We start from the raw sequence: 16,009 nt of genomic DNA on the forward strand, positions 1-16,009 counted from the left end.
ATAGGTGGCCTTTTGCCACACGTTGTTGACGATTTCCTGCAAGTTGAGCCGTTTCGGTCCAGTCGGATGTGCCTCGTTTCAGCGCCATTCTCCCGTTTGGCACTCGCCTCCTGTACGACTAACCTCACGCCTCATTACAGCGATATCGACGATGCCCCGCGCATGGGCCGGTTGGCGGCGTGCGCCTCTGCCGTTCGTGGCTGTCGCGACATCGGGCTCCACCGGTCGTGGCATCGTTCAAGTGAACAGTGGTACGTCAGGGAGCTCCACCATGGCAAAGGAAGGGACCGTTGCGCCGAAAGAGCGCATCAACATCAAGTATGTGCCGGCCACCGGCGATCAGCAGGCGGAAACCGAGCTGCCGCTCAAGCTGCTGGTGGTGGGGGACTTCAAGGGAGGGGCCGAAGCGACGCCGATCGAGGAGCGCGACAAGGTCTCGGTGGACAAGAACAACTTCCAGTCGGTGATGCGTGAGGCGGGGCTCGGCCTGCAGGCGTCGGTGCCCAATCGCCTCGCCGACGGCGACGAGCCCGCCGACCTCCCGGTCGACCTGGCGTTCCAGTCGCTCGGCGATTTCGCCCCCGACAGCGTGGCGCGACAGGTGCCGGAATTGCGCAAGCTGGTCGAGCTGCGCGAGGCGCTGGTCGCCCTCAAGGGGCCGCTGGGCAATGTGCCGGCCTTCCGCGATCGGCTGCAGAAACTGCTGGAGAGCGACGACGCGCGTCAGCAGTTGCTCGCGGAGCTCGAGTTGCTCGATACGAACGACAAGGGTGATGCCTGATACCGCATCGAGCGGGTGATGGCAGGCGACGCAAGCCAGGCATAAGGACGCGAGGCAATTTCATGAGCGATACGGCACAAACGCAGGACCAGGCCGCCGAGGCGCGGGCCACCGACTCCCTTCTCGACCAGGTGATGGCACAGACGCGCCTGGCACCGACCGAGGAAGGCTACGACATCGCCAGGCAGGGCGTGGCGGCGTTCATCGCCGAGCTGCTGCAGAGCGGCAACGAGGCTCTCCAGGTCAACAAGGCGGTGGTCGACCGCATGATCGTCGAGCTGGACCGCAAGATCGGCAGCCAGGTGGACGAGATCCTCCACGATCCGGGCTTCCAGCAGCTCGAGTCGGCCTGGCGCGGGCTCAAGCTGCTGGTCGATCGCACCGACTTCCGCGAGAACATCAAGCTCGACCTGCTGCATGCCACCAAGGGCGAACTGCTCGAGGACTTCGAGTTCGCGCCCGAGCTCAGCCAGAGCGGGCTCTACCAGCACGTCTATGCGGCGGAGTACGGCCAGTTCGGCGGTGAGCCGGTGGCCGGCATCATCGGTCACTACGACTTCTCGCCGTCGACCCCGGACATCAAGCTGCTGCAGTACACCTCGGCGGTGGGGGCCATGGCCCATGCCCCCTTCCTCTCCTCGGTGGCGCCGAGCTTCTTCGGCATCGACAGCTTCGAGGAGCTGCCCAACATCAAGGACTTCAAGGCCATCTTCGAGGGCCCGAAGTACGCCCGCTGGCGCAGCCTGCGCGAGTCCGAGGATGCCCGCTACCTGGGGCTGACCGCGCCGCGCTTCCTGCTGCGCATGCCCTACGACCCGGTCGAGAACCCGGTCAAGAGCTTCAATTATTGTGAAACGGTGAGCGAGGACCACGAGCACTACCTGTGGGGCAACACCGCCTACCTGCTCGCCGAGCGGCTCACCGACAGCTTCGCCAAGTACCGCTGGTGCCCCAACATCATCGGGCCGCAGAGCGGCGGCGCCGTCGAGAACCTGCCGGTGCACACCTACGAGGCGCTGGGTCAGCTGCAGGCCAAGATCCCCACCGAGGTGCTGGTCACCGACCGCCGCGAGTTCGAGATGGCCGAGGAGGGCTTCATCTCGCTGACCATGCGCAAGGGCAGCGACAACGCCGCCTTCTTCTCCGCCAACTCGGTGCAGAAGCCCAAGGTCTTCGCCAACACCGCCGAGGGCAAGGCCGCCGAGACCAACTTCAAGCTCGGCACCCAGCTGCCCTACATGTTCATCATCAATCGCCTGGCGCACTACATCAAGGTACTGCAGCGCGAGCAGATCGGCTCCTGGAAGGAGCGCCAGGACCTCGAGCGCGAGCTCAACGCCTGGATTCGCCAGTACGTCGCCGACCAGGAGAACCCGCCGGCCGAGGTACGCAGCCGTCGTCCGCTGCGGGCCGCCTCGATCCAGGTCTCGGACGTCGAGGGTGACCCGGGCTGGTATCAGGTCTCCATGGCGGTACGCCCGCACTTCAAGTACATGGGCGCCAATTTCGAGCTGTCGCTGGTGGGACGCCTCGACAAGGAGTAGGGAGTGCCGCTGCCATGACCCTTCACCGTGGTGGCGTGCTCGGCAACCGGTTGTTCGAGCGCCTGGCCGGACAGCCGGCCGAGCCAGGTGGCGAGGCGAGCCTTGCCGACACCGTCGCGTCCATCAAGCGTCATCTCGTCGACCTGCTCAACAGCCACCCGGGGCACAGCGAGTGCGCGCCGGCGCTGGGGCTGCTGGACTTCAACGACGCCACCATCGGCGTGCTCGATCTGGAACTCAACATCCAGCGCGCCATCCGCCAGTGCATCGAACGTTTCGAACCGCGCGTACAGCGGGTGGAGGTCGAGTCGTTGCCCCATGGCGGCGACCCCCTGCAACTGCGCTTCCAGGTTCACGCGACCCTGGATCTTGGCCGGGACAACGCTCAGACCACCATCGATCTGTTGCTCAACGACAAACGCTACCAGTGCCTGAACTGAGCACCTAAGCACCCAGGGAACGAGGCGCGCATGCTCAATCGCTACTACCGGGACGAGCTCGACTTTCTGAAGCGGCAGGGGCGGGAGTTCGCCGACGCCGATCCCGGCCTCAGCCGCTTCCTCTCCGAGCGCAGCACCGATCCGGATGTCGAGCGCCTGCTGGAGGGCTTTGCCTTCCTGACCGGTCGCATGCGCGAGAAGGTCGAGGACGAGTTCCCCGAGCTGACCCACTCGCTGATCGGCATGCTGTGGCCCAACTACCTGCGCCCGGTACCGAGCATGACGGTGGTGCAGTTCACGCCGAAATGGCATGCCCTGAGCGCCTGCCAGCGTGTCGCGGCGGGCACCTCGCTGGGGTGCCGGCCGGTGGACGGCACGGCCTGCCGCTTCCGTACCTGCCACGAGGTGGCGCTCTACCCCCTCGAGCACGCCGGCGTCGAGGCGCGCCACTCCCGCGAGGCCTCGGTCGTCGAGCTGAATCTCGACGTGCACAGCGACCAGCCGCTCGATGCCCTGGGCATCGACGACCTGCGCCTGCACCTGGGCGGCAACGGCTACACGGCCCGCAGCCTCTACCTGTGGATGAGCCATTACCTGTCGCGCCTCGAGCTCGAGGTCGACGGCGAGCGCGTGCCGCTGCCGGGCAGCCTGCTGCAGCCGGTGGGCTTCGAGCGCGAGCACGCCCTGCTGCCCTATCCGCGCAACGCCTACCAGGGCTACCGCATCCTGCAGGAGTACCTCTGTTTCCCCGAGGCCTTCCACTTCATCGACCTGGCCTCGCTGGGACGCCACCTGCCCGCGCGTCAGGCGCGACGGTTGACGCTGCGCTTCGTCTTCTCGCGCACCCTGCCGGCCGATGCCCGGGTGCGCGACGAGCACCTGGCGCTCTACTGCACGCCGGCCATCAACCTGTTCTCCCACGACGCCGATCCCATCGACCTGAGCGGCGAGCGCAGCGAGTACCGCATTCGCCCCAGCAGTCGCGTCCCGTCGCACTACGAGGTGTTCAGCGTCGATGCGGTCAACGGCTGGCTGGAGAGCGAGTCCGGCAAGGTGCGCGGCGAGCCGCGCACCTATGTGCCGTTCGAAAGCTTCCAGCATCAGATCGAGCGCGATCGCGACCGCCAGGCGCTCTACTACCGGGTGCGGGTGCGCGACAGCCTGCGCGGCGACGGCTTCGATCACGACATCGCCTTCGTGCGCGGCGACGAACGGGCGTGCCTCGGCATGCGCGAGACCATCTCGCTGCGGCTGACCTGCAGCAACCGCGAGCTGCCCGAGCGGCTGACCGTGGGCGATGTCTGCGTGTCCACCGAGAGCAGCCCCGTGCACGCCGACTTTCGCAACATCACCCGGCCGACACCGGCCCTGCGGCCGACCCTCGACGGCAGCCTGCTGTGGACGCTGATCTCCAACCTGTCGCTCAACTACCTGTCGCTGCTCGAGCGGGACGCGCTGTGCTCGGTGCTGCGCGCCTACGACTTCCGGGCGCTGGTCGACCGCCAGGCGGAGCGCGTCTCCCAGATGCGCCTGGCGGGCATCACCGCCATCGAGACGCAATCCATCGACCGGCTCAAGCGTGGCCTGCCGATACGGGGCCTGCGCTCGGTCATGACCCTCGATCAGGAGGCCTTCGGCGACGAGGGCAGCCTCTACCTGTTCGGCAGCGTGCTGGCACGGTTCTTCTCGCTCTACGCCAGCATCAACTCGTTCCACGAACTGCACGTCATCAATCGACACAACCGTGAGCGTTACACATGGACCTTGCAGTCGGGCCAGCAGCCTCTGATGTAGCGCCGGCGGCCCTGCTCGAGGGGGCCCGACGCTACGACTTCTACCAGCTCGTCGAGCTGCTGCATCGCCACCACGACGATGATCTCGAAGGTGGTGGTGGCGGTAGCGTGCCCGAACGGGTGCGTTACAAGGCGTCGGCGTCGCTGGGCTTCCCCGGCAGCGACGTGGTGGCCCTGGCCCCCGGTGACGACGGTGGCTACGAGCTGGAAGTCAGTTTCCTCGGGCTGCAGGGCGCCCAGTCGCCGCTGCCCGGCTATTACCTCGAGAGCCTGGCCCACGACGCCGCGCACCACGAGGGCGCCGCCGGCGACTTCCTCGATTTCTTCAATCATCGCCTGCTGACCCTGGTCCATCGCGCCTGGCGCAAGTATCGCCACTATGTGCGCTACCAGGATGGCGCCAGCGACGGCTTCTCCGCCGCCATCTTCGCCCTGGTGGGGCTGGCCGACAGCGAGCTGCGCGGCGAGACGCCGATCAACTGGAGCAAGATGCTCGCCTACGCCGGCCTGCTGGCGGGGCGGTCGCGCTCGCCAGAGGTGGTGTGCAGCATCGTCGGCCACTGCTTCGACCTCGACGACGTCCACCTCGAGGAGTGGGTCCACCGCTGGGTCGACATTCCCGAGGACCAGCGCAGCCGTTCCGGCAGGTCGGCGATGACGCTGGGTGAGGACATGATCGCCGGTGAACGCGTCGCCGACATCGGCGGCAAGTTCGCGCTCTGCCTGAGGGGCCTGAGCCTCGAGCGCTTCCGCGACTTCCTGCCTGACGGGGGCGAACACGCGCCGCTCAGGACCCTGGTGGACTTCGTGCTGCGCGAGCCGCTGGCCTACGACCTGGAGCTCGAGCTGCTGCCCAGTGCCGTGCGACCGATGCGCCTGGGCGAAGCCGGCAGCTGCCAGCTCGGCTGGACCACCTTCGTCGACCCCGAGTCCGGTGATGCCTCCAGGCGTCGCCGGGTACGCATCCAGATGACAGGCTGAACGCCCCATGCAAGCCGCTTACCCTCATGCCACCGAGCGCCATGCCACTGCCCACACGGCCATCACCCTGGTGGTCATCAACAGCGAGCGCCTGGAAGGCCGCTCCACCAGCAGCCACGTCTTTCACGAGGCCGGGGGCTCCCTGGGCAGCGGGGCGGGCGACGACTGGTTGCTGCAGGACCATGCCGGGCGCATCCGCCCCGGTCACGCCCAGATCCAGCGCCAGGACGGCCGCTTCTGCCTGATCGACCGCAGCGGCCATACCTTCATCAACCACGCCACCCTGCCGCTCGGCCGTGACCGGCGGGTCGCCCTGCGCGACGGCGACGAGCTGCGCCTCGGCGAGTATCACCTGCGGGTGCACCTCGGCGACCGCCAGGCCAGTCAGCCCGGGGCTCAGCCGCTGACGGCGCTGATCAATGAGGAGCAGGAGGCGCTGGCCGGGCAGGGCATGCCGCTGGTCCAGGCCTCGTCGGCGGCGGGCATGGTGCCGCCGCGGCACGACGACCCCCTGGCGGCGCTCGGCGAAGCGACGCCCGGCGCCAGCCATCGCGACCCGCTCACCGCCCTGGAGCACCCTGACGAGGACGCGATCGACGTCACCGATCCCCTGCTCGACGAGCTGGAAGGCGCGAGCACGGCCGGCATGGAATACGGCTCACGGGAGCGGCACGACGCGCTACGGACCAAGCCGACGATTCGACGACACGAGGACACCATGGAGATGAACAGGGAAATGGACGAACGGCTGCTGAACGACCTGGAGCGCTCGGTCGGCGAGCAACTCGAGGACCGCTGGCAGGAGGCGACGCCGGTCGCCACCGGGCATGTCGGCGCGGATCCCCTGCTGCGCGCCCTGGGGGCCGACCTGCGCTTCCGCGACAGCGCGGAGCAGCAGGCCTTCCTCGAGGAGGCCGGCAATACCCTGCGTGCCACCATCGACGGCCTGCAGGCGCTGCACCGGGCCCAGGACGACAGCCGCTATCCGCTGCGCGATCGGCGCTTGCAGCCCATCGAGGACAACCCCCTGCGCCTGGGGCAGCCCTTCGGCGAGACCGTGGAGACCCTGTTCTCCGCCCGGCGCAGCCCGGTGCACCTCTCGGCACCGGCGGCCGTGGCCGAATGCCTGGCCCACCAGGGGCAGCACCAGGCGGCGGTCGAGGAGGCCATCGGCCAGGCGCTGCAGTCGATTCTCGACGCCTTCGCTCCCGACGCCCTGCTCAAGCGCTTCCATGCCTATCGGGGTGCCGGTAACCGCCTCGAGGACGAGGGGGGCTGGGCCTGGGAGATGTATCGCCACTACTACCAGGAGCTGAACTCCGGCCGACAGCAGGGCTTCGCCAAGCTGTTCTGGGAGGTCTTCGAGCAGGCCTACGACCAGTCGGTGCGCCGCCAGCAGCGGGAGGGCGCATGAGCAGGGCTCGACAGCTGGCCTGGCTGTGGGTGGTCGTGGCGGCGCTGCTGCTCGGCGGCTGTGCTTCGACCCGTGAAGCGGCCGGCAAGACCTGGCAGGTCATGAAGGATCCCGCGATCCCGGTGGGCTATCCCGAGGCACGGCCGACCCGGGTCGACCTCGCCATGGTCGCCGAGCCCGGGGTCAACCCCAACGTCGACGGCGACGGCACGCCGCTGCGCTTCCAGCTCCTGCAGCTCAAGGACGACTCCATGCTGATGGCCGCCGACCATGACCAACTGCGCAACGACCTCGAGGAGGCCCTGGGCACCAACTACCTGACCCATGACGACTTCACCCTGCTGCCCGGGCAGTGGAAGTTCTATGAACCCTTCGAGGTCGACGAACAGACGCGCTACATCGGCATCATCGCCTTCTACAGCGCCCCCGACCAGGCCCAGTGGAAGAAGGTGGTCAAGATCGATGCCCAGGGCGGTGACTACCACCTGCTGGTGCACCTGCGTGAGCTCGAGGCCGAGCTGAGGAAGGAAGAGTAATGGCCAGCCGCAACCGAGTGGTATGGAGCGAAGGGCTGTTCATCAAGCCGCAGCACTTCCAGCAGCAGCAGCGCAGCCTGGAGGGGCTGCTCGATGCCCGCCTGCGTGGCGTCAGCCACTACCTCCACGGCTTTTTGATGCTGGAGCTCAACGCCGAATTCCTGAGCTTCGGGCGCATCGCCATCAGCCGTGCCAGCGGGGTGATGCCGGACGGCACCGCCTTCCAGCTGCCCGACGACGACATCGAACCGCAGCCGCTGGAGATCGACGACCCGGGGATCACCAACCAGATCGTCTACCTGGGCCTGCCGCTGGCCACCGATGCGGTGGGCGAGGTGCGCTGGCCCGGCGACGACCTGCCGGCGCGCTATCGGCTCTCCCAGCGCGGCGTGCGCGACCTGCACTCCCGCGACGGCGACAGCACCGAGCTCGACGTGGCGCGGGTCGCCCCCCGCCTGCTGCTCGAGCGCGACGACCGCAGTGCCTACGCCTGCCTGGCGGTGGCGCGCATCGTCGAGCGGCGCCCCGACGGCAGCCTGGTGCTCGACGAGCAGTTCCTGCCGACCCTGCTCAACGTCCAGGCGGCGCCCTCCCTGCAACGCTTCGTCGGCGAGATGGCCGGCCTGATGCGCGAGCGGGCGCGCAACATCGCCCAGCGTCTCTCGACGCCTCACCAGACCGGGGTGGCCGACGTCTCCGACTTCATGCTGCTGCAGCTGCTCAACCGGGCCCAGCCACGCTTCCAGCACCTGGCGCGCCTCGGGCAGCTGCACCCGGAGCGGCTCTTCGACACCATGCTCGAGACCGCCAGCGAGCTGGTCACCTTCACCGACGAGTCGCGGTTGCCGCCGGAGTACCCGGCCTACGACCACGACCACCCCGAGCGTGCCTTCCGCATGCTGATGCAGGGCCTGCGCCAGGCGCTGTCGACGGTGCTCGAGCCACGGGCCCTGGCGATCCAGCTGCAGGCGCGACGCTATGGCCTGCTGGTCGCGCCGCTGTCGGATGCGGGGCTGCTCGACGACGCCGACTTCATCCTTGCGGTACGCGCCGACATGCCCAACGAGCGGCTGCGCAAGCTGTTCCTGCAGCAGACCAAGGTGGCCAGCGTCGAGCGCATCCGCGACCTCATCAGCCTGCAACTGCCGGGGGTGCCGCTGGAGCCTCTGCCGGTGGCGCCGCGCGAGCTGCCCTATCACGCCGGTTACAGCTACTTCCGGCTCGACCGTCAGAGCCAGGCCTGGAGCATGCTCGACGGCGCCAGTGGTTTCGCCTTCCACGTGGCGGGCGAATTTCCCGGCCTGGAAATGCAGTTCTGGGCGATCAGGAGCTAAGCCATGCAAGATCTTGCCACGCCATTCGACCCCGATGCCGGCGCCATCGACCGCTACTCCCCCTCCCGCCACGAGGATCGCATCAACGAGCGGGGGCTGGAGCGGCTGATCCATAGCCATGCCGAGCACCTGGACGCCGACGAGGACTACTGGTTCCGCCTGCGCGGCCACAACCTCAACCCGCTGGTGGATGCCGCCAGCTCGCTGCTGGGCATGGTGGTGCGGGTACGCCAGCTCGACACCGTGAGCGACATCGAGCGGCTCTACCGCCAGGTGGTCGACGAGATCTCGGCGATCGAGATCGAGCTCACCGAACAGGGCTACGACCGCCCCACGCTGCTGGCCTACCGCTATGTGCTCTGCTCGTTCATCGATGAAGCCGTGATGGGCACCGAATGGGGACAGCAGAGCAAGTGGGCGGAGCACTCGCTGCTGACCCGCTTCCACAACGAGACCTGGGGCGGCGAGAAGGTCTTCTCGATCCTCTCCCGGTTGCAGCAGGAGCCGCAGCGCTATCGCGACATGCTGGCCTTCATCTACCTCTGCCTGTGCCTGGGCTTCGAGGGCCGCTACCGGGTCATGACCCATGGCCGCGAGGAGTACGAGCACGTGGTGCGCGCCCTCGGCGACCAGCTCGCGGCGCTCGGCGAGACCCCCGACGACATGCTGACCCGGCCGCTCGACAACGTGGTGCCGGGCCGCCGGCGCCACGGCCGGGGCCTGCCGGTGTGGTCGGTCTTCGCGCTGTTCGGCGCGGCCATGGTGGGGGCCTATCTGGGGTTCTCGTGGTCGCTGGACCAGCAGGCGGCCCAGGTCGGCGCCCTGCTCGATCAGATTTACCGTTAGGAGAGACCATGCTCAGGGTCGCGCTTCCGGCACTCATCGGCCGACTCAACGCCATCTCCCGCCAGGGGCTCGAACAGGCCGCGCTGCTGTGCGCCGAGCAGCAGGCCCCGGAAGTCACCGCCGGCCACCTGCTCCAGGCGCTGATCGACCAGCCGCTGTGCGACCTGCGCTGCCTGCTCGACGGGCAGGGCATCGAGGCCCTCGACCTGCGCGCCCGGCTCGCCGAGGAGTCGCGGCCGCCGCGCGACCTCGAGGTGGCCACGCCGAGTTTCTCGCCGCTGCTGGTGGAGCTGCTCCAGGACGCCTGGCTGCTGGCGACCACCGAGTTCGCTCACGATTCGCTGCGTAGCGGGATGATCTTCACCGCCCTGCTGCACAACGTCGGCCGTTACCTGGGGCCGAAGAGCACCGCGCTGCTGGCCGAGATCAACCGCGAGAGCCTGCGCCGCGACTTCGAGCGGCTGACCCGGGACTCCGCCGAGGCGCCCCGGGACCAGGAGCCGAGCTCGGGTCGCCGCCAGCCCGGCGCGAGCCAGGGCGACAGTGCCCTGGCCCGCTTCGCCACCTCGCTGACCGATCAGGCGCGGCGCGGCGAACTCGACCCGGTGCTGTGCCGCGACCCGGAGATCGACCAGATGCTCGACATCCTCGGCCGCCGGCGCAAGAACAACCCCATCGTCATCGGCGACGCCGGAGTCGGCAAGAGCGCGGTGGTCGAGGGGCTCGCCGCGCGCATCGTGGCCGGCGAGGTGCCGGCGGCGCTGGCCGACGTCGAGCTGCTGGCGCTCGACCTCGGCGCCCTGCAGGCCGGTGCCGCAGTCAAGGGCGAGTTCGAGAAGCGCCTCAAGGCGGTGATCGACGAAGTCAAGAGCGCCCCGCGGCCGACCCTGCTGTTCATCGACGAGGCCCATACCCTGATCGGCGCCGGCAACGCGGAAGGCGGCGGCGACGCCGCCAATCTGCTCAAGCCGGCCCTGGCGCGGGGCGAGCTGCGCACCATCGCCGCCACCACCTGGCGCGAGTACAAGAAGTACGTCGAGAAGGACCCGGCGCTGTCGCGGCGTTTCCAGCCGGTGGCACTGTCCGAGCCCAGCGTCGAGCAGGCGCTGGTGATCCTGCGCGGCCTGCGCGACGTCTACGAGCGCGCCCACGGGGTGCTGGTCGGCGACAGCGGGCTGCGTGCCGCCGCCGAACTCTCGGCCCGCTACCTGGCCGGCCGCAAGCTACCCGACAAGGGCATCGACGTGCTCGATACCGCCTGCGCACGGCTCTCCCAGGCGCTGGACACTCCGCCGCGCCGGCTCAGCCACCTCAAGAGCGAGCACCTGGCCGCCCGGCGCGAGCGCGACCAGCTAGATCGCGAGCGGCTGCTGGGCCGCGAGCCCGACGCCGAGCGCAGCGCCGAGCTGGAGGAGCGGCTGGCCCGCCTCGACGACGAGCTGGTGACGCTGGAGACGGCCTGGGCCGCCCAGCGCGAGTGCGTCGACGCCATTCTCGTCCTGCACCGCCGGCTGCTCGATGACGAGGCCGATGATGCCGACCACGACGGCCTGCGCGCGGCCCTGGTCGAGCAGGAGGCGCGCCTGGCCGCGCTGCAGCAGGAGTTCGCGCTGGTCAACGCCAGCGTCGAGGAGGCGCAGATCGCCCAGGTCATCGGCGACTGGACCGGCGTGCCGGTGGAGCGCATGACCAGCGACGAGCTGACCCGCCTCACCGAGCTACCCGGCTACCTGGGCCAGCTGGTGCAGGGCCAGGACCTTGCCATCGAGCGGGTTCACCGCCACCTGCTCACCGCCCGTGCCGATTTGCGCCGCCCCGGCCGGCCGCTGGGGGCCTTCCTGCTGGTCGGGCCCAGCGGGGTGGGCAAGACCGAGACCGTGGTGCAGATCGCCGAGCGGCTTTACGGCGGTCGCCAGTTCCTCACCACCATCAACATGTCCGAATACCAGGAGAAGCACACCGTCTCGCGGCTGATCGGCTCGCCGCCGGGCTACGTGGGCTTCGGCGAGGGCGGCCTGCTGACCGAGGCGATCCGTCAGCGGCCCTACTCGGTGGTGCTGCTCGACGAAGTGGAAAAGGCCCACCCGGACGTGCTCAACCTCTTCTACCAGGCCTTCGACAAGGGCGAGCTGGCCGACGGGGAAGGGCGGCTGATCGACTGCAAGAACGTGGTCTTCTTCCTCACCTCGAACCTCGGCTATGAAGCCATCGTCGCCCACGCCGACGACCCTGCGGCCCTGGACGAGGCGCTCTACCCGGTGCTGGCGGACTTCTTCAAGCCGGCGCTGCTGGCGCGCATGGAGGTGGTGCCCTATGTCCCGCTGGGCGCCGACACCCTGCGCGACATCGTGCTCGCCAAGCTCGACACCCTGGGCCAGCGCATTCGCGAGCGCCACCGCCAGGCCGAGGTGATCCTCGCCCCGGCGCTGGCCGACGCCATCTGTGCCCGCGCCACGCGCAGCGAGAACGGCGCGCGCATGCTCGAGTCGGTGATCGATGGCGAACTGCTGCCGCCGGTCTCCCGGGCCCTGCTCGACCGCATGGCGCGCCGCGAGCCGGTGACGCGCGTGGCGCTGGGCGTCGAGGCCGACAGCGGCGCCTTTACCGCGGAGGTGGGGTAAGGCCATGGGCGTGAGGGCGATCGACCGGCGTCGTAACGAGGGCGGCCAGCCGACGGGGCAGGGCCTCGCCGGCATGGCCAGGGCCCTGGCGCTGGTCGAGAGCGCCACCCCCGCCGAGCTGCGCGAGCGCGGCGGCGGGCTGCTGCGCGACGGCCATGGGCTCGCCTGGGTGGCCTGCATCTACCTCGAGGAGAGCGGTCGCTGGCTGGGCAGCGACCGCGACGGCGCCCGCCTGGCCTGCGACGACTTCCGCCACCCCTATGCCCACGCCATCCGCCAGGGCAAGCCGTTGCGGCTGGGCCTGGCGGAGGCCCGCACGCGGCTCGACCACCCGGACTTCCAGGCCCAGGTGGCCGCGCTGCCCGGCAGCCTGCAGCTCGAGGTCCGCCCGCTGCGCGCCCTGGACGGCGAGCGGGAGTGGCTCGGTGCCCTGGCCATGGCCGGCGATGACACCGTGCTGGCGGGCCTCGCGGAGGATGCCGAGTTCGCCGCCTTCGAATCGCTGCTGTGCCGGCTGTGGGCCCGGCTGTCGCGCCACCAGGGGGAGCGCCACCGCGAGGCGCGGCTGCGCCAGTCTTTGGCCCAGCTCAACGACGGCGCACGCCGCCAGGCGCTCGCCGAACGCCTGGCCGGTGACCTGCTGGGCACGTCGGCCGCCATGCAGGCCCTGCGCCGCCAGGTCGTGCGCGCCGCCGAGACCAATCTCGCGGTGCTGCTGCAGGGCGAGACCGGCACCGGCAAGGACCGGGTGGCGCGAGCCATTCATCGGCTGTCGGCCCGTCACGCCGGGCCCTTTATGGCGATCAACTGTGCGGCGATTCCCGAAGCGCTGCTCGAGTCGGAGCTGTTCGGCCACGCCAGGGGCGCCTTCTCCGGGGCCGACCAGGCCCGCGAGGGCCTGATCAGCCAGGCCGACGGCGGCACCCTGTTCCTCGACGAGATCGGTGACATGCCGCTGCCCCTGCAGGCCAAGTTGCTGCGGGTGCTGGAGAGCGGGCGCTACCGCCCGCTGGGCGCCAGCGAGGAGCGCCAGGCCGACCTGCGCCTGGTGTCGGCGACGCACCAGCCGCTGCGCGAGCGGATTCGCGACCAGCGCTTCCGTGCCGACCTCTACTACCGGCTCGGGCAGTTTCCGCTGACCCTGCCGCCGCTGCGCGAGCGGCGCGAGGACATCGCGGCGCTGGCCGAGGCCTTCGCCGCCGATTCCAGTGCCCGGGAGGGGCGCGACGAGCTCGGCATCACCCCGGCCGCCCTGCGTCAGCTGCGCGAACGCGACTACCCCGGCAACGTGCGCGAACTGAAGAACCTGATCGACTACGCCTGTGCCATGACCCGGCCGGGGGACGATATCGAGCCCCAGGCCCTGCCCGGCCAGCCGGAGCCCGAGGACACCCCCCCGGGCAGCGGCACCGACGGTGAGGACAACGCGGCCGAGGCCGCGAGCAAGGTGCACGATCTGCGCCGTGCCCTGCGTGACTACGAGGCCGACCTGATTCGCCAGCGCCTGCTGCTGTTCGGCGGCAATCGCGCCCTGGCCGCCGAGAGTCTCGGCCTGCCCAAGCGGACCCTGGCACACAAGTGCCGACAGCTGGAACTGGATGCCAAATGAGAGTGAGCTTCACGATGCGCCCGGCGCTGTGGCTGGGACTGGCCATGGCGCTGTTCCACAGCGCCGGCGCGCTGGCCGCCGAGGAACTGCTGGAGAGCGCCCACGAGTGCGCGGCGTTGGACTCGCGGCTGGAACGGCTGGGGTGCTACGACGCCCTGTTCCAGGCCGTCGACGACGCATTGGCTAACGGTGATCCCCGGCCGGCCCTCTGGCATGCGATCAACGCCCAGGAGGCGGCGCGGGACGGTGACGACATGGGGCTGCTGGTGCGCGAGACGCCGGACGAGGTGCTGATGAGCGTGCCGGCCCTGGGCAGCGTGCCGCCGCGCCCGCAACTGGTCATCGCCTGCGAGAAATCGATCACCCGTTTCCAGCTGCATCTGCCGACGGCCGTGAGCGAGCCACGTACCCAACTGCGCCTGATGGCCGCCGGCCGCGAACAGCGCCAGGAGTGGCGGGTACGCGACGGCGGCTACGTGGTCAGTGGTGGCCGCGGACTGCCGGCCATCGCCACCCTGCGTCAGCTGCTCGACGCCGACGAGCTGGTGCTGGGCAGCGACCTCGGCGTGCTGGATGGCCTGCGCTTCGAGATAGCGGGGCTGCGTCAGCACATTCAACCGCTGCGCGACGCCTGTCGCTGGTAAGGAGTCTGGCATGCGAATCACCAGTGAAGCGCATCTGGCCCCCCTGCTGGCGCCCCTGGAACCCGACGGAGTGGGCCGGCCCCTCGATGAGAGCAGCGACTATGCCTGGCTCGACGAGGAGATGATGAAGATCGGCTCGCTGCAACATGGCGAGGTCGACTGGGAAGGCGCCGAGGCGCGGGCGGCGAAACTGCTCGGCCAGGCCGGCAAGGACCTCAAGGTGCTCGGCCACCTGCTGCACTGCCTGCAGCGCGAGGGCGACGGCGTGCGCTTCGCCCTGTCGCTGCATCTGCTGGCGGGCAGTCTCGAGCAGTGGTGGGACCGCGCCTACCCCTTCCAGGGGCCGAAGGGCGCGCGGCTGCGGCCCCGCCTGTTCCGTCAGTTCACCCAGCGGGCGGCGGCGCTCGCCGAACCGCTCGACTTCAGCAATGCGGAAGACGAGCACCAGGTGTGCCAGGCCGCCCTCGATGCGCTGCTGGCCGGCGCGCGGGATCGACAGTTGCCGGACGACGCCTTGGTGGAGCTGCGCCGTCAGCTGCAGCAGGCACGGCCCCGTCAGGCATCGTCGGCGCCGGCGGCCACCAGGCGCGGCGCCGCCGGCGAGGCGCCCGTCACCACGCGTGGTCGCGACGAGGCGCCGCCGGCGGCGAAGATGCCGGAGGTGCGCCTGGAAGCCGGCAACGAGCGCGCCAACCGCCAGGCGCTGCTCAAGATGGCCGATTTCCTCGGCGAGCAGTCGCCCGGGGAGGCGCTGTGCTATCGGCTGCGGCGTCACGCCATCTGGGGCGCCATCCAGGCGCTGCCGGCCTCCCGCGACGGCGGGCGTACCGAGCTGGCGCCGGTGGCCGCCGACCGCGTGGCGGACTACCGCGATGCCCTGATCCGCGGCGGCGACGCCGAGTTGTGGCGGCGCATCGAGAACAGCCTGGCGGTCAGCCCCTACTGGCTCGAGGGTCACCGGCTGAGCGCGACCCTGGCCGAGCGGCTCGGCCATCCGCGCTGCGCCGAGGCGATTCGCGACGAGGCGTCGCGCTTCGTGTCCCGGCTGCCCGGCCTGGAGGCGCTGAGGTTCAACGACGGCAGCCCCTTCGTCGACGACGAGACACGGCATTGGCTGCAGAGCGCGCCGGCCGGTGGGACAGCGTCCGCGACGGGCGATGGCGGCGGCGACCCCTGGCAGGCGGGGCTGGCACAGGCCCGTGACGCCCTCGCCGTGGAGGGGCTGGAGGCCGCCCTGGCGGTCCTGGATCGGGGGCTGGCCGAGGCGCGATCGCCCCGCGAGACCGCCTACTGGCGGCTGGCCAGCGCCGACCTGCTGCACGAGGCGGGGCTGGCCGCGCTGGCCGCCCAGCACTACCGGGCGGTGCAGCACTCCGTGGCGGGCCTCGACCTGGAGCAGTGGGAGCCGGGGCTGCTGTCGCGGCTCGAGGCCTCGCTGGCGACATGACGGCATTCACGAACGGCAT

13 protein-coding genes are annotated in these 16,009 nt (G+C 69.9%); all 13 read left to right on the forward strand.

What is annotated here, in order from left to right; translation table 11 throughout:
* Window positions 1–271: 271 nt before the first annotated feature.
* Complete coding sequence (gene tssB / locus AC5W54_RS01465) at window positions 272–781, forward strand: type VI secretion system contractile sheath small subunit (RefSeq protein ID WP_495960291.1); 510 nt, start codon at window positions 272–274, stop codon at window positions 779–781.
* A 62-nt stretch (window positions 782–843) separates the two neighbouring features.
* Window positions 844–2,325: a type VI secretion system contractile sheath large subunit gene (gene tssC, locus AC5W54_RS01470; protein ID WP_495960292.1), complete on the forward strand. Its 1,482-nt coding sequence runs from the start codon at window positions 844–846 to the stop codon at window positions 2,323–2,325.
* A gap of 14 nt (window positions 2,326–2,339) precedes the next feature.
* Window positions 2,340–2,765: a type VI secretion system baseplate subunit TssE gene (tssE, locus tag AC5W54_RS01475; protein ID WP_495960293.1), complete on the forward strand. Its 426-nt coding sequence runs from the start codon at window positions 2,340–2,342 to the stop codon at window positions 2,763–2,765.
* 30 nt (window positions 2,766–2,795) lie between these two features.
* Entirely contained in the window at window positions 2,796–4,559 is a 1,764-nt protein-coding gene (gene tssF / locus AC5W54_RS01480; RefSeq protein ID WP_495960294.1) for a type VI secretion system baseplate subunit TssF, read from the forward strand.
* A complete protein-coding gene (gene tssG / locus AC5W54_RS01485) occupies window positions 4,523–5,539 on the forward strand; it encodes a type VI secretion system baseplate subunit TssG (RefSeq protein ID WP_495960295.1) in 1,017 nt (338 codons plus the stop codon). Before tssF ends, tssG begins: the two co-directional genes overlap by 37 nt.
* Window positions 5,540–5,546: 7 nt before the next feature.
* Window positions 5,547–6,953, forward strand: coding sequence for a type VI secretion system-associated FHA domain protein TagH (gene tagH / locus AC5W54_RS01490; RefSeq protein ID WP_495960296.1), 1,407 nt, complete (start codon window positions 5,547–5,549; stop codon window positions 6,951–6,953).
* Window positions 6,950–7,489 (forward strand): type VI secretion system lipoprotein TssJ, encoded by a 540-nt coding sequence (gene tssJ / locus AC5W54_RS01495; protein ID WP_495960297.1) that lies wholly within the window; start codon window positions 6,950–6,952, stop codon window positions 7,487–7,489. The genes tagH and tssJ overlap by 4 nt, the downstream gene beginning before the upstream one ends.
* Window positions 7,489–8,823, forward strand: coding sequence for a type VI secretion system baseplate subunit TssK (gene tssK / locus AC5W54_RS01500; protein ID WP_495960298.1), 1,335 nt, complete (start codon window positions 7,489–7,491; stop codon window positions 8,821–8,823). The genes tssJ and tssK overlap by 1 nt, the downstream gene beginning before the upstream one ends.
* 3 nt (window positions 8,824–8,826) lie before the next feature.
* Window positions 8,827–9,669, forward strand: coding sequence for a type IVB secretion system protein IcmH/DotU (gene icmH / locus AC5W54_RS01505; protein ID WP_495960299.1), 843 nt, complete (start codon window positions 8,827–8,829; stop codon window positions 9,667–9,669).
* An 8-nt stretch (window positions 9,670–9,677) separates the two neighbouring features.
* On the forward strand, window positions 9,678–12,290 hold the full coding sequence (gene tssH / locus AC5W54_RS01510; protein WP_495960300.1) for a type VI secretion system ATPase TssH: 2,613 nt from the start codon (window positions 9,678–9,680) through the stop codon (window positions 12,288–12,290).
* Between the two features lie 4 nt (window positions 12,291–12,294).
* The gene (locus AC5W54_RS01515) at window positions 12,295–13,899 is read left to right on the forward strand and encodes a sigma-54 interaction domain-containing protein (protein ID WP_495960301.1); all 1,605 of its coding nucleotides are present in this window, start codon (window positions 12,295–12,297) and stop codon (window positions 13,897–13,899) included.
* Window positions 13,896–14,543: a type VI secretion system-associated protein VasI gene (gene vasI / locus AC5W54_RS01520; RefSeq protein ID WP_495960302.1), complete on the forward strand. Its 648-nt coding sequence runs from the start codon at window positions 13,896–13,898 to the stop codon at window positions 14,541–14,543. The genes AC5W54_RS01515 and vasI overlap by 4 nt, the downstream gene beginning before the upstream one ends.
* Before the next feature lie 10 nt (window positions 14,544–14,553).
* On the forward strand, window positions 14,554–15,990 hold the full coding sequence (gene tssA / locus AC5W54_RS01525) for a type VI secretion system protein TssA (RefSeq protein ID WP_495960303.1): 1,437 nt from the start codon (window positions 14,554–14,556) through the stop codon (window positions 15,988–15,990).
* The last annotated feature ends 19 nt before the right edge of the window (window positions 15,991–16,009 follow it).

The organism is Halomonas sp. LMYGS-3 (assembly GCF_059509875.1).